Origin of the sequence: Geodermatophilus poikilotrophus, from assembly GCF_900111455.1 — a bacterium.
GTDB lineage: Bacteria > Actinomycetota > Actinomycetes > Mycobacteriales > Geodermatophilaceae > Geodermatophilus > Geodermatophilus poikilotrophus.
This window is the reverse complement of sequence record NZ_FOIE01000012.1, coordinates 1-24,436: the sequence shown is the minus strand read 5'-3', so window position 1 is coordinate 24,436 and position 24,436 is coordinate 1. Positions and strand designations below refer to the sequence as shown.

Here is a 24,436-nt window from a genome sequence, read left to right as displayed (position 1 = left end):
CACGGAGGACCGTCGGCGGGGCCCCGCGGGCGCCGTCATGCCGACCTCACGATGCGGTTCAGCCACGCCCAGGAGTCGCCGGCCGGGGTCAGCTCGCCGGTCGGCTGCTGCAGGAACGACTCGATCGCCGGCGCCAGCTGGCGGGCGCGGTCGACCAGCGGGTCGGTGCCGGCCTGGTAGGCGCCGATCTCGATGAGCTCCTTGACGTCGCGCAGCGCACCCATGAGCCGGCGCACCTCGCGGGCGTCGGCCATCTGCGCCGGCGGGACGACCGCGGTGGCCACGCGGGAGATCGACTCGAGCACGTCGATCGCGGGGAAGTGCCCCTGGGTGGCCAGCTTCCGGGTGAGCACCACGTGCCCGTCGAGGATGGAGCGGGCGGTGTCGGCGATCGGCTCGTTGTGGTCGTCGCCGTCCACCAGCACGGTGTAGAGGCCGGTGATCGAGCCGACGGCCGCCGTCCCGGCCTTCTCCAGCAGCTTGGGCATCATCGCGAAGACGCTCGGCGGGTAGCCGCGGGTCGCCGGGGGCTCGCCCGCCGACAGACCCACCTCGCGCTGGGCCATCGCGGTGCGGGTGATCGAGTCCATCATCAGCAGCACGTCACGGCCCTGGTCGCGGAAGCCCTCGGCGATCCGGGTGGCCACGAAGGCAGCCTTCAGCCGGACCAGCGGCGGCTCGTCGGAGGTGGCCACGACGACGACGGTGCGGGCCATCCCCTCCTCGCCGAGGTTCTCCTCGAGGAACTCGCGCACCTCGCGGCCACGCTCGCCGATCAGGCCGATGACCCGCACGTCGGCGTCGGTGCCGCGGGTGATCTGCGCCAGCAGCGTCGACTTGCCCACGCCGGAGCCGGCGAAGATGCCCAGGCGCTGGCCCTTGCCGAGCGGCACCATCGTGTCCAGCACCCGGACGCCGGAGGTCAGCGGCTCCTCGACGCGGGTGCGCGTGAGGGCGTGCGGTGTCTCGCTGGCCAGGTCGACGAACTCCACGGACCGGTCCAGCGGCGGGCCGCCGTCCACCGGCCGGCCCAGGCCGTCGAGCACCCGGCCGAGCAGCGCCTCGCCCACCGGCACCTGCAGCGGCATGCCCGTGGCGCGCACCCGCGCGCCGGCGTGCACGCCGGAGAGCTCGCCGAGCGGCATGCACGTCAGCCGCTCGCGGGAGACCGCGACGACCTCGGCCAGCAGGCCGCCGCTCGGCGAGGGGTTGATCTCCACGAGGTCGCCGACGGCGGCCACGACCCCCTCGACGGAGAGGGTCAGGCCCATCGCGCCGACGACCGAGCCGGTCACCTGCGGGCGGGCCGCCGCGCGGGCGCGGTCGAGCAGACCCGTCGTCACGGGGCGAGCACCGCCCGCACCCGCTCCAGCGCCGCGCCCAGCTGGGCGTCGACGCGGGTGGGACCGGTCTCGGCGACGGCGCCGGCGCGCTCGACGGAGCGGTCGCCGACGACCCGCACCGTGTCCGGCAGCTCGGCCAGCGCCTCGGCGGGCAGCTCGGCGAGGTCGTCGGGGTGCAGCCGGACGACGGTGGGCGCGTCGGCCGGGCACAGCGTCAGCGCCCGGCGCACGGCGTCCACCACGGGGGAGTCGGCGAGCGCGAGTTCGCGGCACAGCACGTCCTCGACGAGCGTGAGCACGATCGTGATGACCGAGTCGCGGACGTCCTCGGCGACCGGGAGGGCCGCCTGCTCGAGCTGGCTGACGGCTGCGCCGAGGGCAGCGGTGGCCGAGACCATCCGCCGCTCCCAGCGGGCCTGCACCTCGGCCAGACGTGCCTCGGCGGCCCGCTCGGCCTCGGCGACCACGGTCTCGGCGGCCGTGCAGCCCTCGGCGTGGCCGGCGGCGTAGCCCTCCTGGCGGGCGTGCTCGCGCAGCCGGGCCAGCTCCTCGGCGTAGACGTCGCCGAGCCGGAACGACGTCCGGCCGTCGGGCACCGGCGCGTCGGCCGCCCGGCGCACCGCCGTCCGCCGCTCGCCGGTCGGCTGCGAGGGGACCGGCACCGCGCGGGTGTACGGCGCACGCGGTGCGGCCTGCGCGGCGGTGCCGCCGCGCAGCAGCGCGGACTCCCGCTGGGCACGCGTTGCGGTGGCCCCCTGCGGGGTCCCGCCGCGAGCCTGCGAGTGGGGGGCAGGAGGTCCTTCAGGCGACGAAATCGTCCTCACCGCCCCGCGAGATGGTCAGCACGCCCTGCTCCTCGAGGGTGCGGACGACACCGACGACCTTGGCCTGCGCCTCCTCGACCGTGCGGGTGCGGACCGGGCCGAGCAGCTCGATCTCCTCGGCGAGGTTCTCCGCGGCACGCTCGGAGAGGTTCCGGACGACCTTGTCGCGGACGTCGGGGCGCACCCCCTTGAGCGCGGTGGCCAGGTCGTTGGCCTCGACCTCGCGCAGCACCAGCTGCAGCGAGCGGTCGTCGATGGTGACGATGTCCTCGAAGACGAACATCTGGGCCCGCACCTGCTCGGCCAGCTCCGGGTCGGTGCTGTCGAGCCACTCGAGGATCGAGCGCTCGGTCGGCCGCGGCGAGCGGTTGATGATCTCGACGAGGGTCTCGACGCCGCCGACGGTGCTCATGTCCTGGTGGGCGAGCAGCGACCCCATCCGGCGGCCGAGCTCCTCCTCGACCAGGCGGACCATCTCCGGGGAGGTGCGGTCCATCGTGGCGATGCGGTGCGCGACGGCGGCCTGCTGCTCGGGAGCGAACCCGGAGAGCACCTCGGCCGACTGCGCGGCGGTCAGGTGGGCGAGCACGAGGGCGATGACCTGCGGGTGCTCGTCCTTGAGGAAGGTGACCAGCTGGCGGACGTCGGCGTTGCGCAGCGAGGCGAACGGCACCTCGGTGTAGACGACGTTCAGCCGGGACAGGATGCCGTCGGCCTTGTCCTCACCGAGGCCGGCCGCGAGGATGTCACGGGCGAACTCGACGCCTCCGCGCCCCACGAACCGCTGGGCGGTCATCAGCTGGTGGAACTCCTCGAGGACGCCGTCGACGTCGTCCGACTCGACCGAGCCGATCTTCATCAGCTCACGGGTCACCAGCTCGACCTCGCGCGGGCGCATCTTGGCCAGCAGCGCGCCGGCGTCCTCCTTGGAGAGCTGGGCGAGGAAGACCGCAGCCTTGCGCACTCCCGGCATCTCCGGCCGCTCCCGCACCGCGGGGAGGACGGCGGTCGGGGCGGCCGCGGGGGCCATGCCGACCATCTGCTCGACGGACGCAAGCGTCATGACTTCGCACCGCTCTCGCTCAGCCAGCCACGCAGCATGGCGGCCACCTCATCCGGCTTCTCAGTGACCATCGTGGCGATCTCGCCACGGACCCGGGCCCGCTCGGCGGCCTCCATCTCCAGCGCCGCGTTGTCGACGACCGGCACCGCGCGCGTGCTCTCGATGCGGATGCGGTCCAGCTCGGCCATCACGTCGTCGGCGAGCTCCAGCGCCTCGTAGTCCTCCTCGTCCTCCCCGCGCCGTCGCGACCGCAGCCAGACGACGAGCACGAGCAGGGCGATGCCGAGGGCGATGCCGCCGGTCCTGATGAGCGACCACAGCTGGGCCTGCTCCTCGGCCTCCCGGGCTGCCTCGAGCTCGGCGGCCGCGGCGTCGGCGGCGGTCGTGTCGAAGGCCATGGAGGCGACGGTGATGTCGTCGCCGCGCGCGACGTCGAGGCCGATGGCGTTCCCGACGAGCTGCTGGACCTGCGCCTGGTTGAGGTTGCCGGCGACGGCGTCGTCCATGACGACGGAGACGGTGAGCCGGTTGATCCGCCCGGGGGCGCCCTCGACGGTCTCGACGGTCGTTCCGACGGCGTTGTTCGCGGTCGTGGACTCCTTGTTGTACGCGGAGTCCCCGGTCCCGGCTCCGGCGTCGGCCTGGTTCTCCGGGCCGAGGATGCCGCCGACGGCGGCGCCGTTGCCGGTGTACTCCTCGGTCGTCGTGCTCTCCGAGATCGGCGGGGTGCCCTCCTCGTAGGTGTGCGTCTCCGAGGTGGTGCTGCGCTGGTCGAGGTCGACGTCGGCCCGGACCGACACCTTGGCGCGGCCGGGGCCGAGGATCGGGTCGAGCACGGCCTGCGCGTTGGACGCCAACCGGGCCTCGTAGTCCTGCTCGAGCTGCGAGCGGGCGTCGCCGGCGGCCGAGGTCACGCCCTGGCCGGGGGCCGAGAGCACCGCGCCGGTGGCGTCGGCGACGGTGACCTGCTCGGGGTCCATGCCCTCGATGCTGGAGGAGACCAGGTTGGTTACCGCCTGGACCTGCCCGCTGTCCAGTGCGGTGCCCGGTGCCAGGTCCAGCAGCACCGAGGCGGTGGGCTCGGCCTCGTCGGAGGCGAACACCTCCTCCTCCGGAAGGGCCAGGTGCACCACGGCGGTGCGCACGCCCTCCAGCGACTCCAGGGTCCGGGCCAGCTCGTCCTGCAGGGCACGCTGGTAGGTGACCTGCTGCTGGAACTCACTGGTCGTGATGCCCTGCTCGTCGAGCAGCGCGTACCCGGTGTCGTTGCCGGCGGGCAGGCCCTTGCCGCTCATCGACAGCCGCAGGTCGTACACCTGCTCGTTCGGCACCATGATGGTGCCGCCGCCGTCGGCGAGCTCGTAGGCGGCGCCGGCCGCGTTGAGCTCGTCGACGATCGCCGATGCGTCGGTCGAGGCCAGGTTCGAGAACAGCGGGGCGTAGGTGGGGGCGGTGATCCACCGGTAGAAGAAGAAGCCGCCGAGGAGCAGCCCCGCGGTGAGCAGGCCGATGACGACCTTCTGGCCGAGGCTGATCGTGGCGAGCGCGGACCGGATCCGCTCCACCGGCCCGGCGAGGGCAGCAGGCATCAGATCGGCATCCTCAGGATCTCGTTGAAGGCCTCGACGGCCTTGTTCTTGACGGTCACGACCATGTCGGTGGCGAGCTTCGCCTCGTTGGCCGCGATCATGTAGTCGTGCACGTCACGCAGGTCGCCGGTGGCGGCCTGGACGGCCAGGCCGTCGGACGTCGCCTGCTTGGCCTGCAGCTCCTCCAGCGAGGACACCAGGATCGAGGCGAAGCCGTTGTCGCCGGCCGCGGTGGTCTGCGCGACGGCGTCCGGGGCGGCGGCCGCCCCGGTGATCCCGGCCGGGCCGGTCACCGCGGAGGGGAACGAGATGCCGCCGATGGGGGACGTCATGGTCAGCCCTTCCCGAGCTGGAGTGCGGCCTGGTACGCGGTGGTCGCGCGCTCGACGACGGCGAGGTTCGCCTGGTAGCCGCGCTGCGCCATGATCAGCTGGGTCATCTGGTCGCCCAGGTCGATGTCCGGGTACCTCACGTAGCCGTTGGCGTCGGCGAGCGGGTGGTCGGGCTCGTGGACCATCCGGCCCTCCGCGCTGCCGTACTCGGCCCGGGCCACGCGGACGCCACCCTCCCCCGACCCGTAGTCGACGGCCTGCGCCACGATCAGCCGCTCCTGGAACGCGTCCTGGTCGGTCGAGGTGACGTTGTTGATGTTGGCGATGTTGTCCGAGACGGCGTCCAGCCACTTGCGGTGGACGAGCAGCCCGGAGCCGGAGATGCCGAGCGAGTCGAAGGTGCTCATCAGGCGGTCCGCAGCGCCGTGCGCATGACGTTGTACTTCCCGTCGAGGGCGTTGAGCGCCAGCTGGTAGCGCAGCCCGGTCTCGGTGGCGATGACGGTCTCGGCGTCGAGGTTCACGTTGTTCCCGTCCATCCGGGTCGGCTCCAGGGAGCGGCTCACCGTGCCGGTCGTGGCGGTGGGCGTCTGGCCGCTGGTCAGGGCGCCGCGGAGGCCGGTCTCGAAGTCGACGCGGCCGGCCAGGAAGCCCGGCGTCTGCAGGTTCGCGATGTTGTCGGCGGTGACCCGCTGCCGTTGGGCGAGCCCGGTCAGGGCGGAGTGCAGGGCCGAGGAGGTGACGTCCCCGATCACAGGGCTCTTCCTCGGGCAGGGCAACGGGACACGATCGGCCTCCGGGTACGCAGGAGACACTCGCGAGCGAGTGAGTGGTTCGCCGATCCGTGGCGAGAGGTGCGCTTTCCGTGCTCTGCAGTCATCGGCACGGGCCGGCGGGCCCCTGACCGGCCGGGGCCCACGCGAGTGGTGCGAGTACGCCGATGGGGTGGACGTGCCGACTGTGACTCGCGGTGCGTTCCCGCAGCGCCATCCGCCCGGGGACGACGAAGCCCCCCGGGGCGCCGGTCGTGGCGCCACGGGGGGCTTCGGGTGCTCGTCGCTGCTGGACCCAGCGGGACGTGCTGTCGGGCTAGAGCGCCCGGTCGATGTAGGAGGCCACCGGGCGGGGCGGGCCGTAGGACATCCGGGCGGCGACGTCGCGCTGCCGCCGGGACTGGATGATCCGCTCGACGAGCTCCTCGGCGACGGCGAGCTGGTGCTGCAGCAGCCGGGCGGCACGCTCGCGGAGGTCCTCGGGGACCGGGCCCAGGGCCGACGACGGCGGGACCCAGTCCTCGGCGCGGCGTCCCCACGCGGCGATCTCGTCCTCGCGGTCGGACCGCAGCGTGGACTCGGCGGCGAGCACCTCGCCCTCGAGCTCGTCGAGGACCGTGGCCCAGTCCCGGGACGTCTCGCCGCCGGCCGCCGCGGGGCGACCGGCGGTCATGCGCTGGAGGTGGCGAGGGTGGCGGCGGCCTGCCGCCACGCGTCGCGGAGCGGTTCGGCGATCTGCCGGCAGGAGGTGACGCGGTTGCGGTCGCGCTTGACGCCGGCCTGCACCAGCTCGGTGATCATCCAGGTGTAGAGGGCGGCCAGCCGCGGTCCGCCCTCCCAGGCGTCGACCCGCAGGCTCTCGCGGAGCTCGAAGACGATGTCCTGGGCGTGCTGGATCTGCGCGGCGGCCTCGGTGCGGTCCCCGGTGTCGAGGGCCATCTCGGCGCGCTCGAGGTCGAGCACGAGCCGGTCGTAGAGCATCACGAGGATCCGCTGAGGGGACGCCGTCGCGACCGAGTCGCCGAGGTAGCGGGAACGGAGGGAGGCGGTGCTCATCAGGCGGTCTCCTGGGGGAAGCGGGGGGTACTAGGAGGATCGGCTGGGCGGGCCACGTCTTCAGCCGGACAGCGAACCGAGCTGGCCGGCCAGCCAGGTGGACTGGTTCTTCAGCGAGCTGAGCGCGGTCTCCATGGCTGTGAACTGGCGGGTCAGCGTCTCCCTGCGGGCAGCCAGACGCAGGTCCCAGTCCGCGATCCGCGACTTCAGATCCTTCACCAGGTCGTCCCGGCCCTGCGCCAGCAGGGTCAGCGTGCCGTTGGTGGACTTCGTGGCGTCCTTCGCCAGGGTCGCCAGCCGCTGGGCGAACCCCTCCACGGCGGGAGCACCGTTGCTCGCGGGCGCGCCGCCGAGCAGCCGGTGGACCGCCTCGGGGTCGGCCTGCATGCTCTTGAGGAAGGTCGCCTCGTCGAAGGTCACCGTGCCGTTGCGGGTCAACTGGATGCCCAGGACAGCGGGCGAGCCGGCGGTGTACGTGCCAGGGCTGCTGGCGGAGGGAACGGCGTCGGGGACGGCGTCGGAGACCTTCGTGAGCAGCCGGCCGGCCAGCTCCCGCAGAGCGAAGTCGCCCTTGAGGACGGCGGTGCTGCCGGTCTGGCTGCTGGTGTTGGTCGCGATGCTGCTCAGCGCGGCGTTGACTGCGTCGACCAGCGTCTTCACCTTGGTGGCGACGGACTTCAGGTCCTCGCCCACCTCCACGACGACGGACGTGTTGCTCTCCTCGGTGACCGTGATGGCGACGCCGGTCATCAGGTCGGCGAAGGTGTTGGTCGGTGACGTCACCACGACACCGCCCACGTCGAGCGTGGCGTCCTTCGCGGGAGAGACCACCTTGAAGAAGTCGCCCGCCGCGGTCTGCACGTCGAAGTGGCCCTTGGCGCCCGGGGTGGTGCTGGTCAGCTGGAGGCGGTATCCGTTACCGGTGTTCACCGCGGTGGCGCGGACGCCGAGGTCCTCTCGTCCGTTGATGTACGCGACCGTCTCCGCGAGGGTCGCGTCCGGGTCGGAGGGCTCGACGGTCATCGGGGAGCCGTCCGGCCGGCTGATCGTCAGCGGCCACGGCGACGGCCCGGGGGTGGTGGGGTTGGGGCCGAGGGGCTTGCGGACGTCGGTGCCCGTCGTGGCCCAGGTCGCGTTGCTGAGGTAGCTGGCCGTCGAGGCCAGCGATTCGACGAAGAAGCTGATCCGGCTGCCGGGAACGGCGGTCGACGTGGCGCTCGCGGTCACCGAGGCAGCGGTGCTCTTCGCCGTCCGGGCCGCGGCGAGACCGTCGGCGGTGAGCGCCGCGGCGGCGGTGCGCACGGAGTCGAACTTGGTGTTGACCGCGCGGTAGGCGTCGGCCGCGTCCTGTGCCGCGCTCATCTGGTTCTTCAGCCTGGTCTGCGGCAGCCCCTCCGCTGCGACGAGCTGCGAGACGAGGGTGGTGGTGTCCAGGCCGGAGATCAGACCGTCGACGCTCAGGCTGACCATGGGTTCCTCCAGGCGGGGGCAGGGGTGGGTACGCCAGTGAGGGGGGAGGCTGGGCCTCCCCCCTCACCGGGTGGTGCTAGACGATCAGGCGCTCAGGGACCGAGGTCACCGGAGGAGCTGCAGGACGCCCTGCGAGCTCTGGTTCGCCTGGGCCAACATCGCCGTACCGGCCTGCGACAGGATCTGCGACCGGGTGAAGGACACCATCTCCTCGGCCATGTCGGTGTCGCGGATGCGGCTCTCCGACGCGGTGAGGTTCTCGACGGTGGCGTTCAGGTTGTTGATCTTGTGCTCGAGCCGGTTCTGGACCGCACCGAGCTTGGCGCGCTCGGTGGAGACGGTCGCGATGGCGCTGGTGACCGCATTCATCGCGGTGTTGGCCGTGGTGGCGGAGGAGATGTTGCCGACGCCAGCGCTCCCGAAGAGCGAGTTCGCAGGGGTCGCACCGCCGCTGGCGGTCAGGTTGCCGATGGTCAGGTTCAGCGTGTCGCCTGAGTTGGCCCCGACCTGGAAGTTCTTGTTGTAACCGCCGCTCAGCAGGTTGGTGCCGTTGAACGAGGTCTTGAGGGCGATGTCGCCCAGCTCCTGGGCGAGAGCCTGGTACTCCTCGTTCGCCTTCTTCTTGTCCTCGTCGGTCAGGGCGCCGTCGTTGCCCGCCTGCACCGCGAGGTCGCGCATGCGCTGCAGGATGGCGTGCGTCTCGGTGAGCGCACCCTCCGCCGTCTGCACGACGGAGATGCCGTCCTGCGCGTTGCGGACGGCGACCTTGAGGCCACCGATCTGCGAGCGCAGGCCCTCCGAGATGGCCAGGCCGGCGGCGTCGTCGGCGGCCCGGTTGATGCGCAGACCGCTGGACAGCTTCTCCAGCGACTTGCTCATCGCACCATCGGTCACGTTCAGGTTGCGGTAGGCGTTGAACGCGGCGATGTTGTTGTTGACGCGCAGACCCATGGTGTTCCTCCTTGGAATCGGGTCGTATCCGGAAACCGCTGCATCCGTGCTGCGGCCTTGCAGGAGTCATTACGGCCGGGGCCGTATGGACCTTGAGGGGAACCGCCGAGATTTTTCGGGGGACCACCCGGACGAGCCCGCGGCCACTGGGACAAGGTGGACAGTTGGGGCGCGGGGGGCGCAGGACGGGCGTGTCCCCCACGGGTGGACGACGGGGACGGCAGCCGGCCGGGATGGTGGCCGGAATGAGGACTCGCCTCCGGCGACGCCCTCGCCAACCAGATCCCCGTCCGGCGCCTCCGGCGCGGGCGACACAGATGGCGCTCGGTGCCCGAGCGCCGTGAGGACGTCTGTTGCCATGAACGTGCTCCTGTCCCACACGATGTTCACCGGGTCGCTGTTCCACCGGATCGCCGAGCCGGCGCGGGCGGTCGCCGAGGCCGACCTCGGGATCGAGGTGACCGTCCAGCACGGCCTCAAGACGATCATGGCCCCCGACCCGGACGACCCGGCGGGCCCGCTCGTGGTCCGCGACGTCGACGCCCAGGGCGCCGACGTCGTCGTCCTGCAGCTGCCCAAGACCCGGGAGATGCTCCAGTGCCTGCGGCTGCTGCAGGCCCAGGGCGTCGCGGTGGTTGTCGAGGTCGACGACCACCTGACCGCTCTCCCGCCCGGCCACCAGGGGCACGACGCTCTGATCCGCAAGGGCGTCGGGCGGATCGCGGAGGCCTGCGTCCGCGAGGCCGACTTCGTTACGGTGTCCACCCCGAACCTGCTGGCCCTGTACGGAGCCCGCGGGCACGGGATGATGGTGCCGAACGCGATCCCGCGCCGGATCGCCGAGCTGCCGCCGGCCTACGAGCGCGAGCCGGACCTGCTCACCATCGGCTGGACCGGGACGGTGGGCACCCACCCGTACGACCTGCAGGAGATGGGCAGCGGACTGCCGCAGGCGCTGGACCGCACCCGCGACCGGAGCCGGTTCGCGATCCTGGGGCAGGGCGAGAACGCCCGCGAGATGCTGCGGTTGACCGAGGACCCATTGCAGATTCCCTGGATCATGGACGTCGACGGGTACGCCGCGGCGATCGGTGAGCGCTTCGACATCGGTGTCGCACCGCTGCGCATCGACACCTTCAACAACTGCAAGAGCTGGCTGAAGGTGCTCGAGTACTCCGCGCGCGGGGTCTTCGCCGTCCGGTCGCTCAGTGCGGAGTACGAGCGGCTGGGCCTCGGCTACCGCGCCAGGCGCCCCCGCGATTGGGCCGCAGGGCTCACCCGTGCGATCGAGGACGCCGACTGGCGTCGCGAGCAGGCGGCGGCCAACCGCGAGCAGGTGCTGGCGCGGCACCTCACCGAGCACACCGCCGAGCTGTGGGCCACCGCCTGGCGCACCGCGCGGGAGAAGCGCTCACGCGCGGACCGCATCGGGGCCTGACGGAGGTGGCAGGACGCGGCCCTCCTCACCGCGGGAGGACCCCGTCCAGGACACCGCCCCCGCAGGCTCCGATGCGGTGCCTGGACGGGGCCGCGGCGGGACCTCGCCGCAGGGTCGCCCTGATGAGCCGCCGGGCCGGCCGGCAACAGCACAGCGCCCCGGGTCCTCGTTCGAGGACCCGGGGCGCTCCGCTGTTCCGATGGTGCCCGGTTCAGGCGCTCCAGCCGGTCGCCGTCACCCACGGGTTGCGGCGCGGCGGGACGACCGCAGGGCGGGCGACGGGCAGCGGCGGTGCCGCGGCCGGCGGGGCGTTGCGACCGGCGACTCGGTCGACGTAGGAGCGCTGCTGGTTGCGCGCCCGCACGCCGCCGTCGGCCGGCACCGGCCTGCCCTCCCACACCTCGCTCATCGCCGCGTGCAGCAGGGTCAGCGCACGGGCGCGCATCTGCGAGACGCGGGAGAGCGTGACGCCGAGGTCGGCGGCGATGTCGGTGAGCGACTCGCCGCCGAAGAAGTTCCGCTCCACGACCTCGTCGAGCCGGTCGGGCAACTGACGGATCGCCTCGTGCAGGGTCCGGGACCGCTCGCTGCGCAGCAGTGCCCGCTCCGGGGACTCACCGGTGTCGGGGAGGTCGAGGGAGGTGCCGTGCGGGCCGCTCTCGGCGTCGATGCTCACCATGACGGCGCGGTGGACGTCGACCTGCAGCGAGTCCAGGTCGCTGGTCGCCATGCCGAGGCTCGCGGCGAGCTCCTCGCGCGTCGGCGGGCGGCCCAGCTGGATGGCGAGGGCGTCGGCCGCGGCGTCGGTGCGCCGGGCGGCGGCCCGCACGGAGCGACTGGCCCAGTCACCGGAGCGCAGCTCGTCGAGGACGGCGCCCTGCAGCCGGGCGAGGGCGTACGTCGCGAACGACGCCCCCGCGGACGGGTCGAAGCGCCGGGCGACCTCGACCAGCGCCACGCGCGCGCAGGAGAGCAGGTCCTCGCGGCTGACGTGGGCGGGCAGCGAGATGCGCGAGGCGACCGCGTTGACCGCGAACGCCGCCAGGGGCAGGTGCTCGGTCACCAGGGCGTCCACGTCCCTGTGGGCGACGTCCCGGGAGGAGGTGTCGCGGGTCGCGGTGTCCCGGGTCGCGCGTGGCCGGGCAGGGAGGCCGGCGGCAGGAGCGACGGGGAGGCGCGAGGCTGGGGCACTGGACCGCAGGGTCGCCTGTGCACGCGATGGGCTCACGTCCTCCTTCTCGGCAGGCGCGGGCCCGGACGGCACCCCCTGATCGGCACGGACGCGTCCCGACTTGAGCACCTCGGCTCAAGGCCTCCCGGATGGTGCCGAAGCTGCTCGGTGAGAACCCGCGTGCAGCACGGACGCCTGCCCCGGGGAGAGCGGAAGGACGGTGGGGGGCGTGGACTACCAGCACCTGTCGACGTTGCTGTGGCGCGAGCAGGAGCTGCTGGACCTGCTGCTGTTCAAGGCGGAGGAGAAGCAGTACCTGATCATCACGGGCAAGAGCCGCTGGCTGGCGCGCATCGCGCACGAGATCGAGGTCGTGCTCGACCAGTTGCGCACCCTCGAGGTCGAGCGGGCGGCGGCCACCGAGGTGCTCGCCGAGCGCCTGGGTGTCGGCGTCAACCCCTCGCTGCGCAAGCTCGCCGAGGCCGCGCCGGCGCCGTGGAACGACCTGTACGCCAAGCACCACGAGACGCTGCTGGTGCTCGTGACGGAACTGCGCGGGCTGGCCGACAGCAACCGCGAGCTGATCGAGGGCGGGCTGTCCGCCATCGGCGACGCGTTGCTGTCGGTCAAGGCGCCGTCGGCCGGCACCTACGGCTCGACCGGCCGCAGCGACGAGCGCGCGCACCGCGCGGTCACCCTGGACGGTGCCCTGTGAGCTCCACCTTCGGCGGGCTGAACACGGCCCGGACGGCGCTGTGGGCCTCGCAGCGCGGGCTGGACGTCACCGGCCAGAACATCGCCAACGTCAACACCGACGGCTACTCGCGGCAGCGCGTCGAGCTGCGCGCCATGGGCGGCACCGCCGTCCCGGCGATCCACTCGGTGAGCAGCCCGGTGGGCAGCGGCGTGGACGCCGACCAGGTCAACCGCATCCGCGACGTGTTCCTGGAGCGGCGCGGCCAGGTCGAGTCGGCGCGCACCGCGCAGCTGACCGTCGCCTCCGAGGCGCTGGCCCAGGTCGAGGCGGCCTTCCGCGAGCCGGGGGAGACCGGCATCCGCAGCATGCTGGACGACGTGTGGGCCGGCTTCAGCGCACTGGCGAACGCCACGGACCCGACGGAGCCGGCCGTGCGGAGTCAGGTGCTCGAGCGGCTGGACATCCTGGCCTCTGGCATGCAGACCACGCGGGCCACCCTCGACCAGCAGTGGCAGCAGACCCGTGACAACGTCGTGGTCCTCGCTGCCGAGGTGAACACGACGGCGGCGTCCATCGCTGACCTGAACCACCAGATCCGCCAGGCCAGCCGCTCGGGGCTGCCCACCAACGAGCTCTCCGACCGCCGGGACCTGCTGGTCGTGCAGCTGTCGGAGAAGGTCGGGGCCACCTCCGTGGCCGCGGACGACGGCATGGTCGACGTCCTCGTCGGCGGCACGACGCTGGTCGCGGGTTCGTCGGCCCTCGGCCTGCGCGTGGCGGGGGTCGACGACCCCGACATGGTCGGCACCGGGGACGACCCGCGACTGGTCACCGCCCCGGGCGGGACCACCCTCGCGGTCGGCGGCACCGCCGGCGGCCACCTGACGGTGCTGTCGATGACCCTGCCCAGCTACCGGGACGCGCTCGACGGGCTCGCCCGCGACCTGGTGGGCAGGATCAACGCGGTCCAGGCCCAGGGCTACGACGTCCACGGCGCGTCGGGGGCGGCCGAGCCGCTCATGGACGACGGCTCCGGCAACCCCGTCGTCGACCTGACCAAGGTCGACGCCGGCAACATCAGCGTCCGCGTCACCAAGCCCGAGCTCATCGCCGCGGCGAAGACGGCCCCCGGCGCCCTCGGGCAGCCCTCCGCTGACGGCGACAACGCCGACGCGTTCTTCGACCTGAGCCTCGAGGCCGGTGGCGTGGACGCCACCTACCGGGCGCTCGTGGTCGCCCTCGGTGTGGAGGCCTCGGTCGCGAGCCGCGACGTCCAGGTGCAGAAGGTGATCTCCACCCAGGTGGACGCCGCCCGCGAGTCCGTGTCCGGCGTCAACCTCGACGAGGAGATGACCAACATGCTGTCCTTCCAGCACGCCTACAGTGCGGCCGCCCGCATGGTGACCGCGATCGACGAGGCACTGGACACCCTGATCAACCGCACCGGCGTCGTGGGGCGGTGACCTGGTGCGCATCACCCACCGGGCCGTCACGCAGACCGCCCTCCTCGGCCTGAACAACAACCTCTCGTCGGTGGCGAAGCTGCAGCAGCAGCTGACCTCCGGCAAGTTGATCAGCGCGCCGTCGGACTCGCTGACCGGCACCAACAAGGCGCTGCAGATCCGTCAGGACCAGAGCGCTGTCCAGCAGTTCGCGAAGAACGTCTCCGACGGGCAGAGCTGGCTCGACGCCACCGACACCGCGCTGAACGAGGCCGTCGCCCAGGTGCAGCGGGTGCGTGCGCTGACCGTGCAGGCCATGAACGACGGCGCGGTGTCGACCAGCTCGCAGAAGGCGATCGCCGTCGAGGTCGCTGCCCTGCGCGAGAGCCTCCTGGGCGTGGCCAACTCGAGCATCAACGACCGCGCCCTCTTCGGTGGCGTGACCCAGGGCTCGACCGCGTACGCCGGCGACGGCACCTACGTCGGCGCGCCACCCGTGGGTGAGGGGATCACCCGCCGCGTCTCGAACTCCGATCGGATCCGCATCGACGTGACAGGCCACGAGGCCTTCGGCGTGCCGACCCCTGGCGACCCGGACCTGTTCGGTCTCGTCGGCAAGATCGCCACCGACGTCGAGGGCGCTCCCGCCGCGCTGGCCGGTGACCTCGCGAAGCTCGACGTGGCGCTCGACCGGCTGCTCGGAGCGGCCGCCTCCGTCGGCGCCCGCTCGGCCCGGATGGAGGCCGCCGGCCAGGTCAACACCGACCTGCAGCTGACCCTGGCCTCGCAGCTCGTGGACGTCGAGGACATCGACCTGGCGAAGACGATCATGGAGCTCAGCCAGACCGAGGTCGGGTACAAGGCGGCGCTGCAGGCGACCGCCCAGGTGATCCAGCCGACGCTCGTGGACTTCCTGCGATGACGCTCTCGGCCGTCGCGACCCTGCCCCTGCTCTCGATGACCGAGGCGCTGCCGGGCTTCCCCGGCCACCGCGACTACGTGCTGGTCACCGCCGACGGCGACGGTCGGCTGTTCTGGCTGCAGTCGATGGCGCCGGAGGGGCCACGCTTCCTCGCGATCGACCCGGGCAGGTACTTCCCGGACTACGCACCAGCCCTGCCCGCGGCCGTGTCCGCAGACCTCGAGCTCGACGACCCCGCGCAGGCACGGCTGTACTGCCTGGTGACGGTGCCGGCCGAGGGTCCGGCGGCGGCCACGGCCAACCTGCGGGCCCCGCTCGTGGTCAACCCGGCCAACTGGCGCTCCGCGCAGGTGGTGCTGCTCGACGGATCGCATCCCATCCGGCGTCCCCTGCGCCGATAACCACCCAGACGGTCCGACCGGGACCGCGAAGCCACGGACGGCCACCAACCCATGGAGGGGTTCTCGTGCTCACTCTCACCCGCAGCGTCGGCGAGACGATCCGCATCGGCGACGACATCGAGGTCCACGTCGTCGAGGTCCGCGGCGGGACCGTCCGCCTCGGCTTCAAGGCCCCCCGGGAGGTGACCATCCACCGCGAGGAGGTCTACCGGCAGATCGCCGAGGCCAACCTGCTCGCGGCCCAGGTCACCGCCGACACCCTCGGCGCGCTGGCCGCCTTCGCCCCCGCGGCGGCCGAGGACCCCGGGACCGCCGCGGAGCGGCCGGCCGCCGCCCCGGCCGGTCACGGGCAGGTCACGGGGGGCTCCGCCGGCTGACAGAACTGGCCGGGGCAAGCCCCCCGGCTCTTGTCGACTCCTGCCGAGCACCGCACCGGACGGGTCCGGACGTCGATCGACACGGGCAAGACCTGCCGAAGAGATGCCCTGACATTGCGTATGGCACAGCGAGAGTTGTGCCGGTCGCCGGCTCGTGGATGCGCGAGAGTTGCCCCAAGCACGTCACAGGGGGCAATCACGATGCAGCACACCGTTACCACCGAGTCCGGCGACCAGGTCGCCACGGTCGTCGGCTCCGGCGCGGAGTCCGACACCGTCGTCGTGCACGTGCAGCTGCGGCCGCGCCGCGGGACCACCCGCCGGTGCCTCGCGGCGCTGGCCGAGCTGGCCGGCGCACACCCCGCGGTGTCCTTCACGCTGACCGGGCTGAGCAAGGACGACCGCGTCGTGCGCGTGACCGTCGGCGTCGAGCTCGGCCCGCGGGCCGCCGTCGCCCGCTTCTCACCCCAGGCGCAGGCCGCCTACGCCTTCGTCAGCTCGGTGTTCACCACGCTGTACGACCACATGCCGGTCTACACCGTGGAGCCGGGCGAGGCCGAGCGCGCCGCCGCCGCCGACCTCATGGCCCGTCTCGCGGCCGGCCCGGCGACCCAGGCCGCCGTCCCCACGCCCCGTCAGCCCGCCGCGGTCGAGCACATCCCGGCCTAGCGCCCTCCCGGGCACCGTCCCCCGGCGCCCGGAGAAGGAGAAGGACCCCGTTCTCCTCACCGCTCGCACGCTCGCGGCGAGCCTCTGAACGGGGCCGCCCCCATCCGTCGCGGCCATGTCGTCCGCGCAGCGCCGTCTTCCCCACAGCGCCGAGGAGTCCCGGTGAACCACCTCCCTGCCAGCCCCGCCGCCGACACCGCCCCCGCCCGCACGCGCGAGCCGCTGGTCTTCGGCGGCATCCCCGAGGCCGAGGGCTGGGCGCTGGCGCCCATCACGGCCCGCGACCGGGTGCACTTCCGGACCGACCGTGAGCTGCCCCTCGAGGAGTTCCGCCGTGAGCTGCCCGACGGCGGAACGGTCAGCTACGACCAGGGCGAGGGCCTGTACCGCGTCGACGGCGCCTGCGGCACCGCCTCCGTGCTCGCCGAGTGGGTCAAGGCCTGGTGCGCCGGGCGGGGGACCGCGACCGTGGGGCTGCGCGCGGAGACCGACGTCCGCCGCCGCGCGCCGCGCGACCTGCCGCCGGCCTTCCTCGACGAGCTGTGCCGGCACTACCTCCCGGTCAGCCTCAAGCGGCTGCAGCGCAACTCCAGCACCCTGCGGCTGCACGTGCCGGACCCCGACGACCTCACCCAGCAGGTGAGCGAGTGGATCCTCAAGGCGGTCGGCCAGTTCGACGAGGGCAAGGGCGTGCCCTTCGGCGCCTTCCTCGCCACCCAGCTGTCGAAGTGGGTGCACGACCTGGGCCGCAACGCCCACGGCCGCACCGCCGCCGACACCGAGAACAAGCAGCAGAAGGCGGTCGCCGCCTTCCTCGCCGAGCATCAGCGGCGGCCCAGCGAGAAGGAGCTCGCCGCCTACATGGGGCAGAGCGTGGCCACGCTGCGCCGCAACTCCCAGACGGTGGCGACCCTCAACGGCCTGCGCAACCTGCAGTCCCTGGACGGCGTCGGCCCGGACGGCACCGAGATCATGCTGCCGGACGCCCACGAGGCGCCGGACGAGATCATGGGCGAGGCCGAGCAGACCCTGCTGTCGCACGCGCTCACCGCGGCGTGCGCGCCGGACCCCGACGCGCGGCCCGACCAGCGGGCCGGCCAGCCGAACGTGCTGGGCTGGGCGACGTGGTACCTGACCACCTGGGGCGGTCGGACCAAGACCCAGCTGTCGGCCGACCTGGGGACCTCGGTGCGCAACATGAACGTGCACGCCGATCGCGTCGAGCGGGCGCTCAAGACGCGTCTGGCCGAGCTCGCGGACTGATCCGGTCCCGCGCAGTGGAAATCGGGCCGACCCGGGTCGAACACCGCGCCGGCCTGCCGATATCTCAGGTGTGAGAGAGCGCAGGGGAGCCCACCGCCGCCGCGGTGCAGCGCTCGCCCGGGCCGCGGCAGGTACGCGGTGAGCGCCCTCGCCCCGGGCGCAGCCGCACCCGACGTCCTGGTCCCGCACTGGCTGACTGCTGCCGAGCGGGAGGAGCTGGGGACGCTCGTGCGCTGTGCCCTGCAGGGTGCCGAGGTGCACCCGGTGGCGGCCATCCACCTCTCCGACGTGCTGACCGAGCTGCACGTGGCCACGGCCCGTGACGCCATGTGGCCCGGCTCGGCGGCGCGGGTGCGCCGGGTGACCGGCTGGGGCGCCGACGTGCTGCCCGTGCGGCTGTCGGCCCGGGAGCTGACCAGCGTGCTGACCCTGCCCGAGCTGGCGCCGAGGCTGCGCACTGCGCTGTGCCAGGACCGCCCGTGAGCGGTGGCCTGTTCAGCGCCGCAGGGCTGCTGCAGCGGCTGCGCTCCGTGCCCGTCACCGTGGCCGACCTGCGCCGGGTCGCCGACGAGGTGCTGCCCCAGATGGCGACCGGGCGGCTGCACGTCTCCCTGGTCGACGACCGGGTGGACGGTCCCGTCGTGGTCCTCGAGGAGGAAGAACGGCGGGTGCGCACACCGTTGCGCGACCTGGCCGAGGACATGACCGACGCCCGCGTCGGCTCGACGCCCGAGGAGCTGGCGGCCGCGCTGACGGCCTGGGTGCTCGGCCGCCCGGTCCCCGACGCGGTGGCCGCCGAGGCCGGCGTCGCGGTGCTCGACTGGACCGACCGGACCGAGACCGGCGTCGGGTGGCGCCTCGTCGTCCGCCGCGGGGACCGGGCATTGCCGTGGACGCCGTCGCCCGGCCTGGACCGGCGCGCCGTGGACCGTGTGCGCGCAGCCGCAGGGGAGCGGGCCGCTGCGGTCGGAGGCTCCCTGCGCGTGGAGGGCCCGGTCGCGCTGTGGGCGCACCCCGAGGTGCCGCTGCTCGCCTCCGCCGTCCTCGTCGCCCCGGGGCTGCTGCTGGACCACATCGCCGCGGCCGGGCTCGACCTGCACGACCCGCACGTCGTCGTCACACCCTCCTCGCCGCTGGCCTGCGCCGACGCCGGCGTGGCCGCGCGGCTCGCTGGGGAGACCGGCGAGGCGTGCCAGCGACTGCCCTGGCGGCAGCTCGCCCGCCTGCGCTGGATCTGAGCCGGGCTCCCTCCCCACCCTTCGGGGAAGGACCCCCTGCCCCCACCGCTCGCGAGCTCGCGACGGGACGCTGCAGGGGGCCGGGGCCCCGGGCCGGGGCGGGGTCCTGCGGGGGCCACCTGACGCTCAGCGCGCCGTGGCGTCCTCTCTCACGCCAGGTGGCCGAACTCCCAGTGCCACGGCTCGGGCTTCTCGCCACCCTGCCGGGCCCAGTCCGGCTGCACGAAGCCGAACCGGCCGGCGTTGGCCGCCATCCACGCCGACTGCACGGTGCCCGCGACGTTGACGCCGCCGCAGAGGTCGACCGCCAGGGCCCACCCGTGGTTCGACGTCCCGGGCACCGCGGCGAGCGCCGGCTTGGCGCGGAAGGCGGTGACCTGCGCACCCCTCGACCGGTAGGAGTCGGTGATGCACAGCGGGCTGCCGAACGCCGCGCGGTAGGCGTCGGCCAGGGCCGCGTAGCCGGCAGCGGCGTCGCAGCGCAGGGCGTGACCGCGGGCGATCGGGCACAGGGCGGTCGCGGGGATGGTGCCGTTCGACCAGCCGCCCCAGGCCGGGCTGACCGGGCCGACCGGCGCGGGCGGCGCACCACAGGCGCCCCGGCCGGCGGTACCGGCCGGCAGTGCGGCGTTCGGCTGCGCCGGGGCGGGCAGGGTGACCCGCACCGCGGCGGACGCGTCCCCGACCGGGCGGACGCCGACCTGGTAGCCGGCGGCCGAGGCGGCCACGACCTGGCCCTCGCCCAGGTAGACGCCGACGTCCTGTCCGCCGTCGGCGTGCACGAGGTCGCCGATCTGCAGCTGGGACAGCGGGACGGCGGCGCCGTGCGCCCACTGGTCGCCGGCGGCGGTCGGGATCGCGTACCCGGCCAGCAGCCACGAGGCAGCCGCCAGGCCGCCGCAGTCGTAGGCGTCGGGACCGGTGCCGCCGGGCACGAAGGGCTTGCCGACCTGGGCCAGCGCGGAGCTCACCGCGGCCACCGTCTCGGCCGGCAGCACGGTCACCGGGCGGTTGCCCGCCACGGCCCACGCGACGCCCGGGATCGGCTGCCCCGAACCGTCGAGCGCGGGGGAGAGGCCGGCGGGCAGCGCCGTGGGGTCGGCGAGGTCGGCCGCCGGCGGCGACTCGACGCCGGCGAGCGCCAGCACGCCGAGGTGCTCCTGCCAGCGGCGCAGCGCCGCCTGGTTGGCGTCCTGCTGCGCCGCCGCGGCCCGGGCGGTGCCGAGCGCGGCGAGCTGGGCGGCGACGTCGGTCCGCAGCCCGCCCACCTCGGCGCGCACCTCCGCCAGGACGGCGGCAGCCTGGGCCCGCACGGTCGCGAGGGCGGCCTCGGCCACCGTCACGCGGCGGGTGGTCAGCGTCAGGTCGACCCCGGCGCGCTCGGCCAGGACGACGTCCACCTCGAGCTCCTGCGCGACCCGCTCGGCGAGCGCGGTGCCGTGGAGGACGTCGGGGGTGGCAGCGGCCGCCCGGACGTCGAGCTGCAGCAGCGGGTTCCGCGCCTCGGCCGACGCCCGGTAGAGGCCGGCAGCGCCGGTGCCGACCGTCGCGCGCGCGGCCGTCGCCTGCCGCTGCGCGGACTGCTCCGCGGCGCGGGCCGACGCCAGCTCGGCGTGCCGGGCCGCGAGGTCCCGCTCCAGGGCGCGGTAGCGGGTCGCGGCGTCGAGCAGCGAGCCCTGCGCCGCGAGGGCGAGACCCGTCGTGTCGGTCGGCTCGGCGGCGGTGCTGGTCGCCTGGGTGCCGGGAGACACCAGGCCGGCCAGCACGGGCAGCACCAGACCGAGGGCGGCCAGGGACAGCCGCACCCGCCAGCGGCGGCCGTCGGCGGTGGGCAGCCAGCGGCGGAGCGGAGCCCGACGGGCCGATGTGGTGCGGCGCTTGCGGCTCGTGCGCGCGCGGGTGGCGGAGCCCGGCCGGCGACCGGTGGAGGACCGGCCGGTGGAGGACCGGCCGGTGGAGGTCCGGCGGGACGGCGCGGCCGCGCGGTCCGGGGTCGCGGCGGCGCGGGCGGCCAGCACGGCGCGCAGCGCCTGGGCCTCCTGCGCGGTGAGCGGCGGGCGCGGGGCGGCGGTGCGGGCGCCGGCTGTGCCGGTGCCGGCGGTGCGGGTCCGGGTGGTGCCGGTGCGGGCGGTGGTCCGGGCGGGACGGGCAGCGGCGGTGCGGACCGACGAGCGTGGTGCGGGCACTGCGGGTCCCCCGGGCGGTCTCGTCGTACGTGGCCGGCGCCGCGGTGTTCCGCGGTGCGCTCAGACCTCGTATCGACGGGTGCCGGGGGAGCCCGGAGGGAGGGGGGAGAGGGCCTCACCCCTCCGGGTGAGGGTGATCCGCAGGTGGCACCCGATCGGCGTACCCGCCCGCCGGCGGTGCGGTGCGCTCGGTCGGCGGCCACCAGGCGCCGTGGTGGTGCTCGAGCGGGATGCGCAGCTCCGCGCCGTCCTCGGTGGAGACGACCAGCTCCACCCGGCTCACGCGGCGGCCGGTGCCGTCGACCTGGACCGCCCCGCCCGTCGCCAGCGGCACGGGAGGCAGCACCAGGTCGTCGTCGGAGGGGGACTCGGACACGGGACTCCCTCCGGGAGCGGTGGTGCGGGCGGACGTGGCGGGGCCCATGCTGCCGGAGACGCCGAGGTCCCGTCGTCCGGGGCGGACGACGGGACCTCGAGAAAGGACCCCGCTGCCCCCCACCGCTCGCAGGCTCGTGGCGGGACCCTGCAGCGGGGCCGGGCTCAGCGCTCGGACAGCGGCACGAACGAGCGTTCGGTGGCCCCGGTGTAGACCTGCCGCGGGCGCCCGATCTTGGTGGCCGGGTCGTTGATCATCTCCCGCCACTGGGCGATCCAGCCGGGCAGCCGGCCGAGGGCGAACAGCACGGTGAACATCCGCGTCGGGAAGCCCATCGCCCGGTAGATCAGCCCGGTGTAGAAGTCGACGTTCGGATAGAGCTTGCGCTCGACGAAGTAGTCGTCGGAGAGCGCGATCTCCTCCAGCTGACGGGCCAGGTCCAGCAGCTCGTTGTCACCGCCGAGCTTGTCGAGCACGGTGTCGGCGGTCTGCTTCACGATCGCCGCCCGCGGGTCGTAGTTCTTGTAGACCCGGTGCCCGAAGCCCATCAGCTTGACGCCGGGCTCCTTGTTCTTGACCCGCTTCACGAACGACGGGATGTCGCCGCCCTCGCGCTGGATGGACTCGAGCATCTCCAGCACCGACTGGTTCGCCCCACCGTGCAGCGGACCGAACAGCGCGTTGATGCCGGCCGAGATGGACGCGAACAGGTTGGCCTGGGAGGAGCCCACCAGCCGCACCGTCGACGTCGAGCAGTTCTGCTCGTGGTCGGCGTGCAGCACGAACAGCATGTCCAGCGCCGCGGCCAGGTCCGGGTCGACCTCGTAGGGCTCGGCCGGGAAGCCGAACGTCATCCGCAGGAAGTTCTCGGTCAGCCCGAGGGAGTTGTCCGGGTACAGGAACGGCTGGCCGACCGACTTCTTGTACGCGTACGCGGCGATCGTCGGCAGCTTGGCCAGCAGGCGCAGCGTCGAGATCTCGACCTGCCGCTCGTCGAACGGGTCCAGGGAGTCCTGGTAGAAGGTCGACAGGGCGCTGACCGCCGAGGAGAGCACCGGCATCGGGTGCGCGTCGCGCGGGAAGCCCCTGAAGAACTGCTTGAGGTCCTCGTGCAGCAGCGTGTGCCGCCGCAGCCGGGAGTCGAACTCGGCCAGCTGGTCGGCGGTGGGCAGCTCGCCGTAGATCAGCAGGTAGCTGACCTCGACGAAGCTGGCCTTCCCGGCGAGCTGGTCGATCGGGTAGCCGCGGTAGCGCAGGATCCCGGCGTCACCGTCGATGTAGGTGATCGCCGAGGTGCACGCGGCGGTGTTGACGAAGCCGATGTCCAGCGCGACCCGTCCGGTCGTGGACAACAGCTTGCTGGTGTCGATGCCCGGGGCGCCATCGGTGGCGGGGACCTCCCGCAACGGGAGTTCGCCACCGGACCAGCGCAGGGCCACGTCGTCGGTGCTCACTGTCTCGCTCATCAACCCCGGACGCTACTGCCTGGCCGCGCCGCGCGGGGGGCAGGAGCGCCGAAATCCCCTCGCAGGTCGGGTCGCCCCGTCATCGGAGGCCCGTGTGCAGGTGGAAGGTCCAGGTGGCCAGGGCGCGTCCGTGGTGCCACCAGCGGCCGTGGGGGGTGACGGCGAGCCAGGGGTCGGGCAGCAGCGTGGCGGGGTCCTCAGCGGGCACGAGTTCCAGGTCGATGTCGGGTCCGGCGGCAAGGGCCTTCTCCAGCAGGGGGACGGCGCGGTCGAGGTCCGCCGGCGGTATCGCCACCACGGCCTGGCGGGCGGCGCCGGCGGCCAGCAGTTCACGGAAGGCCTGCACCGTGGCATCGACCTCGGCCGGGTCGAGGGCGGGGGCGGCGAGGGCGACCGGGTACTGACGGGTCCAGACGTCCAGTTCTTGGGCGAACCGGTCGCGAACGACGGAGCTGTGGGCCCGCTCGGGCAGGCCGGTGGTCCGGGTGATCGAGGTGGGTCCGGTGAGCTCGACGAGGGCGGCGGTGGACAGGTAGGCGGCTTCCAGCGCGGCGCCGTGGTCAGGGGTGTCGATGAGCTGGTGCAGCCGGGCGGCGGCCTCGAGCAGGGCCCGGGCCTGGGCTCGTCGTTCCTGTCCCTCGCCGGCGAGGAACCCGTGGCGGGCGCCCCAGTCGACCAGCCGGGACCAGTCACGCTCCCCGCGACCGACGTAGCGGGGGTTGTGGGAGTTCTGCCCGCCGTGGAAGCGGAACCGGCTGAGGGTGCGGGGGGTGTAGAAGGCCGGGCCCTCGGCGAGCAGCCGGAGCCACAGCTGGACGTCGTTGAGCACGTCGACGGTGCGGCCGTCGACGGTCCAGAGGTCGTCGGGGGAGACGTCGGCGCGGCGGAACAGCACGGTGGTGGGCTCGCCGATCACGTTGGTGCAGTTGAGCAGCACGTGATCGCCCAGCTGCCGGCCGTCGAGCAGCCCCGGCCGGCCGGCCAGTTTGGGGAACTCGTGGTCGGGCACCGGCTTGCCCTGCTCGTCGATCAGTACCCGGTGGGAGAAGGCCATCGTCGCCTCGGGGTGCTGCTGCATGCCGCGCACCAGGTCCCGCACGCAGTCGGTGCCCAGCACGTCGTCGTGCATGAGGAACTTGACGTACTCCCCGCGGGCCTCGGCCAGCAGCCGGCGTGGATTTTCCAGCGGCCCGATGTTGGGGTCGAAGCGCAGCACCCGGACCCGGTCGTCGGCGGCGGCGACCGCGGCGAGGACCTCAGGAGTCCGGTCGGTGGACCCGTCGTCACCGACGAGCACCTCGACGTTGCGGTGGCTCTGCTCCAGCGCGGACCTCAGCGCCGCCTTCAGGAACCGCTCACCGTTGTAGGTCGGCACCAGGATGCTGACGAG

At 73.6% G+C, this 24,436-nt stretch carries 26 protein-coding genes; 10 read left to right on the top strand and 16 right to left on the bottom strand.

Annotation, left to right across the window (positions count from 1 at the left end; genetic code table 11):
• Positions 1-35 precede the first annotated feature (35 nt).
• The 11 genes from BMW27_RS21940 to BMW27_RS21890 form a co-directional block, all read right to left on the bottom strand.
• A complete protein-coding gene (locus BMW27_RS21940) occupies positions 36-1,343 on the bottom strand; it encodes a FliI/YscN family ATPase (protein WP_091448449.1) in 1,308 nt (435 codons plus the stop codon).
• Entirely contained in the window at positions 1,340-2,005 is a 666-nt protein-coding gene (locus tag BMW27_RS21935) for a FliH/SctL family protein (RefSeq protein WP_091448447.1), read from the bottom strand. The genes BMW27_RS21940 and BMW27_RS21935 overlap by 4 nt, the downstream gene beginning before the upstream one ends.
• Positions 2,006-2,144: 139 nt before the next feature.
• On the bottom strand, positions 2,145-3,230 hold the full coding sequence (gene fliG / locus BMW27_RS21930; RefSeq protein WP_175486619.1) for a flagellar motor switch protein FliG: 1,086 nt from the start codon (positions 3,228-3,230) through the stop codon (positions 2,145-2,147).
• Positions 3,227-4,819 (bottom strand): flagellar basal-body MS-ring/collar protein FliF, encoded by a 1,593-nt coding sequence (gene fliF / locus BMW27_RS21925; RefSeq protein WP_091448444.1) that lies wholly within the window; start codon positions 4,817-4,819, stop codon positions 3,227-3,229. The genes fliG and fliF overlap by 4 nt, the downstream gene beginning before the upstream one ends.
• Entirely contained in the window at positions 4,819-5,151 is a 333-nt protein-coding gene (fliE, locus tag BMW27_RS21920; protein WP_091448442.1) for a flagellar hook-basal body complex protein FliE, read from the bottom strand. The genes fliF and fliE overlap by 1 nt, the downstream gene beginning before the upstream one ends.
• A gap of 2 nt (positions 5,152-5,153) precedes the next feature.
• Positions 5,154-5,558 carry a flagellar basal body rod protein FlgC gene (locus BMW27_RS21915; RefSeq protein ID WP_012947182.1) on the bottom strand — a complete coding sequence of 135 codons (405 nt, stop codon included), beginning with the start codon at positions 5,556-5,558 and terminating at the stop codon, positions 5,154-5,156.
• A complete protein-coding gene (locus BMW27_RS21910) occupies positions 5,558-5,905 on the bottom strand; it encodes a flagellar basal body rod protein FlgB (RefSeq protein ID WP_091448440.1) in 348 nt (115 codons plus the stop codon). The genes BMW27_RS21915 and BMW27_RS21910 overlap by 1 nt, the downstream gene beginning before the upstream one ends.
• A gap of 334 nt (positions 5,906-6,239) precedes the next feature.
• On the bottom strand, positions 6,240-6,596 hold the full coding sequence (locus BMW27_RS21905; RefSeq protein WP_091448437.1) for a hypothetical protein: 357 nt from the start codon (positions 6,594-6,596) through the stop codon (positions 6,240-6,242).
• Positions 6,593-6,979 (bottom strand): flagellar export chaperone FliS, encoded by a 387-nt coding sequence (gene fliS / locus BMW27_RS21900; protein WP_091448435.1) that lies wholly within the window; start codon positions 6,977-6,979, stop codon positions 6,593-6,595. Before fliS ends, BMW27_RS21905 begins: the two co-directional genes overlap by 4 nt.
• Positions 6,980-7,039: 60 nt before the next feature.
• On the bottom strand, positions 7,040-8,449 hold the full coding sequence (gene fliD, locus BMW27_RS21895; protein WP_091448433.1) for a flagellar filament capping protein FliD: 1,410 nt from the start codon (positions 8,447-8,449) through the stop codon (positions 7,040-7,042).
• A gap of 105 nt (positions 8,450-8,554) precedes the next feature.
• Positions 8,555-9,400 (bottom strand): flagellin N-terminal helical domain-containing protein, encoded by an 846-nt coding sequence (locus tag BMW27_RS21890; RefSeq protein ID WP_245743803.1) that lies wholly within the window; start codon positions 9,398-9,400, stop codon positions 8,555-8,557.
• Between the two features lie 358 nt (positions 9,401-9,758).
• On the opposite strand from BMW27_RS21890, the gene BMW27_RS21885 reads away from it, so the two are divergent.
• Positions 9,759-10,838, top strand: a complete 1,080-nt coding sequence (locus BMW27_RS21885; protein ID WP_091448432.1) for a glycosyltransferase family protein — start codon at positions 9,759-9,761, stop codon at positions 10,836-10,838.
• Positions 10,839-11,049: 211 nt separating this feature from the next.
• On the opposite strand, the gene BMW27_RS21880 is transcribed toward BMW27_RS21885, so the two are convergent.
• Positions 11,050-11,901, bottom strand: a complete 852-nt coding sequence (locus BMW27_RS21880; protein WP_245743802.1) for a sigma-70 family RNA polymerase sigma factor — start codon at positions 11,899-11,901, stop codon at positions 11,050-11,052.
• Positions 11,902-12,238: 337 nt separating this feature from the next.
• Between BMW27_RS21880 and BMW27_RS21875 the strand changes: the two genes are divergently transcribed.
• From BMW27_RS21875 to BMW27_RS21835, 9 genes are all read left to right on the top strand, one after another.
• Complete coding sequence (locus tag BMW27_RS21875; protein WP_175486618.1) at positions 12,239-12,724, top strand: flagellar protein FlgN; 486 nt, start codon at positions 12,239-12,241, stop codon at positions 12,722-12,724.
• Complete coding sequence (gene flgK / locus BMW27_RS21870; RefSeq protein ID WP_091448428.1) at positions 12,721-14,169, top strand: flagellar hook-associated protein FlgK; 1,449 nt, start codon at positions 12,721-12,723, stop codon at positions 14,167-14,169. Before BMW27_RS21875 ends, flgK begins: the two co-directional genes overlap by 4 nt.
• 4 nt (positions 14,170-14,173) lie before the next feature.
• A complete protein-coding gene (flgL, locus tag BMW27_RS21865; protein ID WP_091448426.1) occupies positions 14,174-15,070 on the top strand; it encodes a flagellar hook-associated protein FlgL in 897 nt (298 codons plus the stop codon).
• The gene (fliW, locus tag BMW27_RS21860; protein WP_091448425.1) at positions 15,067-15,471 is read left to right on the top strand and encodes a flagellar assembly protein FliW; all 405 of its coding nucleotides are present in this window, start codon (positions 15,067-15,069) and stop codon (positions 15,469-15,471) included. The genes flgL and fliW overlap by 4 nt, the downstream gene beginning before the upstream one ends.
• A gap of 65 nt (positions 15,472-15,536) precedes the next feature.
• Positions 15,537-15,848 (top strand): carbon storage regulator CsrA, encoded by a 312-nt coding sequence (gene csrA / locus BMW27_RS24655; protein ID WP_091448423.1) that lies wholly within the window; start codon positions 15,537-15,539, stop codon positions 15,846-15,848.
• A gap of 201 nt (positions 15,849-16,049) precedes the next feature.
• A complete protein-coding gene (locus tag BMW27_RS21850) occupies positions 16,050-16,517 on the top strand; it encodes a hypothetical protein (RefSeq protein WP_091448422.1) in 468 nt (155 codons plus the stop codon).
• Positions 16,518-16,679: 162 nt separating this feature from the next.
• Complete coding sequence (locus BMW27_RS21845; RefSeq protein ID WP_091448420.1) at positions 16,680-17,780, top strand: sigma-70 family RNA polymerase sigma factor; 1,101 nt, start codon at positions 16,680-16,682, stop codon at positions 17,778-17,780.
• 138 nt (positions 17,781-17,918) lie between these two features.
• The gene (locus BMW27_RS21840; RefSeq protein WP_091448419.1) at positions 17,919-18,263 is read left to right on the top strand and encodes a hypothetical protein; all 345 of its coding nucleotides are present in this window, start codon (positions 17,919-17,921) and stop codon (positions 18,261-18,263) included.
• Positions 18,260-19,018 (top strand): hypothetical protein, encoded by a 759-nt coding sequence (locus tag BMW27_RS21835; RefSeq protein ID WP_091448417.1) that lies wholly within the window; start codon positions 18,260-18,262, stop codon positions 19,016-19,018. The genes BMW27_RS21840 and BMW27_RS21835 overlap by 4 nt, the downstream gene beginning before the upstream one ends.
• 149 nt (positions 19,019-19,167) lie before the next feature.
• Here the strand turns inward: BMW27_RS21835 and BMW27_RS21830 are convergent, their stop codons facing one another.
• The 4 genes from BMW27_RS21830 to BMW27_RS21815 form a co-directional block, all read right to left on the bottom strand.
• Complete coding sequence (locus BMW27_RS21830) at positions 19,168-21,204, bottom strand: NlpC/P60 family protein (RefSeq protein ID WP_091448414.1); 2,037 nt, start codon at positions 21,202-21,204, stop codon at positions 19,168-19,170.
• Between the two features lie 115 nt (positions 21,205-21,319).
• Positions 21,320-21,580, bottom strand: a complete 261-nt coding sequence (locus BMW27_RS21825; protein ID WP_091448412.1) for a hypothetical protein — start codon at positions 21,578-21,580, stop codon at positions 21,320-21,322.
• A gap of 164 nt (positions 21,581-21,744) precedes the next feature.
• Entirely contained in the window at positions 21,745-23,046 is a 1,302-nt protein-coding gene (locus BMW27_RS21820) for a citrate synthase (protein ID WP_091448410.1), read from the bottom strand.
• Between the two features lie 79 nt (positions 23,047-23,125).
• The coding region (locus BMW27_RS21815; RefSeq protein ID WP_139206964.1) for a glycosyltransferase family 2 protein at positions 23,126-24,436 on the bottom strand (1,311 nt) is incomplete at its 5' end.